This window comes from Idiomarina sp. UBA4206, assembly GCF_002383015.1.
Taxonomy (GTDB): domain Bacteria; phylum Pseudomonadota; class Gammaproteobacteria; order Enterobacterales; family Alteromonadaceae; genus Idiomarina; species Idiomarina abyssalis.
In genome coordinates this window covers 21,053-22,710 of sequence record NZ_DFTS01000003.1, presented here as the reverse complement: position 1 = coordinate 22,710, position 1,658 = coordinate 21,053, and the positions used below count along the sequence as shown (strand labels likewise).

Annotated in this window: 2 protein-coding genes; both read right to left on the bottom strand. The window is 47.8% G+C overall.

Going from position 1 to position 1,658, the window contains the following annotated elements; translation table 11 throughout:
* A partial coding sequence (locus B3180_RS00275) for a biotin/lipoyl-containing protein (RefSeq protein ID WP_286842179.1) occupies nucleotides 1-603 on the bottom strand: 603 nt, incomplete at its 3' end.
* 12 nt (nucleotides 604-615) lie between these two features.
* The gene (locus B3180_RS00270; RefSeq protein WP_054488299.1) at nucleotides 616-1,593 is read right to left on the bottom strand and encodes an alpha-ketoacid dehydrogenase subunit beta; all 978 of its coding nucleotides are present in this window, start codon (nucleotides 1,591-1,593) and stop codon (nucleotides 616-618) included.
* Nucleotides 1,594-1,658 lie beyond the last annotated feature (65 nt).

Sequence of the window (1,658 nt, the reverse complement as noted above, 5' to 3'; positions counted from 1 at the left end):
AGCATTTGAATCCGATTCTTGAACGCCACCCGCGGGCTTCAACGCAAACAACGGCTTGTGTACTTCCGCAATATCACCTTTCTTGTGATACAGCTTAACCACGGTACCGTCGTCTTTCGCCGGAATTTCAACCGTTGCTTTGTCCGTCATGACTTCAACAACCGGCTGGTCTTCTTTTACTTCATCGCCTTCAGACACCAGCCATTCAACAATTTCACATTCAACAATACCTTCGCCAATGTCCGGCAAAATAAAGTCGGTTGTATCGCCACCGGCTGAGGTTCGTTTTTGCTCAGTTTTCGATTCTTCTTTTTTAGCCGGCGCGCTGTCTTTTTCTTTGGCCGGCGACTCATCAGAAGAGCCGTCAGCTGGCTTAATAGCAAATAACGGTTCGTGGACCTTAGCGATATCACCTTTCTGGTAATACAGCTTTTCTACAACGCCGTCGTCTTTAGCTGGAATCTCAACCATGGCTTTATCGGTCATTACCTCAACCACAGGTTGGTCTTCTTTAACCTCGTCACCTTCGGCAACCAGCCACTCAACGATTTCGCACTCTACGATCCCTTCGCCGATATCGGGCAGAATAAAGTCTTTACTCATGTCGATGGGTCCTTAGTAGTTCATTGAGCGTTTGATCGCTTCATAAATCTTCAAATGATCAGCCATGTACTCTTTCTCATGACACAGCGGATACGGTACATCGATACCGCAAACACGGGCAATTGGAGACTCAAGATACAAGAAGCATTTGTCCTGAACGGTTGCCGCGATTTCGCTGGCAAAACCACCGGTAATAGGTGCTTCCTGGCTAATGACCAGGCGGCCAGTTTTCAGAACTGACTGAGTCACAGTTTCGACATCCCACGGGGAGATGGTGCGCAAGTCAATCACTTCGCATGAAACGCCATCTTCTTCGGCTTTTTCAACTGCTTTTTCGGTCATTTCCATCTGCGCGCCCCAGCCAAGAACGGTAATATCTGTACCTTCTTTGACCACGTCAGCTTTGCCTAGTGGAATAGTGTATTCTTCTTCAGGAACCTCACCTGTTGAGGCGCGGTACAACCGCTTCGGCTCCATGAACAACACCGGATTTTTATCAAAAATAGCGCTCAGCAGTAACCCTTTTGCTTCGTACGGGTTACGTGGAGTCACAATTTTAATGCCCGGCGTATGCGCAAAGTAGGCTTCCGGAGACTGTGAGTGGTAATGACCACCGGCGATACCGCCACCGTACGGTGTACGAATGGTTAAACCACCAACGTTGAACTCATTACCTGAACGATAACGGAACTTGGCCGTCTCATTCACAATTTGGTCAAATGCCGGGAATATGTAGTCACCGAACTGAATTTCAGCAATAGCAAAGCTACCCTGCGAAGCAAGACCATTGGCAAAACCAATAATGCCTTGTTCAACCAAGGGTGTATTAAAGTTGCGATGTTTGCCGTATTTTTCGGTCAAACCTGAGGTTGCACGGAATACACCGCCGAAACCACCAGTATCTTCACCAAAACTGTATACGTTGTCATGTTTGGCCATCGCCAGGTCTAGCGCGCTGTTGATGGCCTGTAGTAAATTCATTTTAGCCATTAGTCCAGTCTCCCCGACGTTTTACTGTAGGCATCCGGGTATTTGCGGATGTGCTCTTTTAACTC

Coding starts and splice junctions, on each gene's coding strand:
- B3180_RS00270 (WP_054488299.1), bottom strand. CDS start 1,593: ATGGCTAAAATGAATTTACTACAGGCCATCAACAGCGCGCTAGACCTG.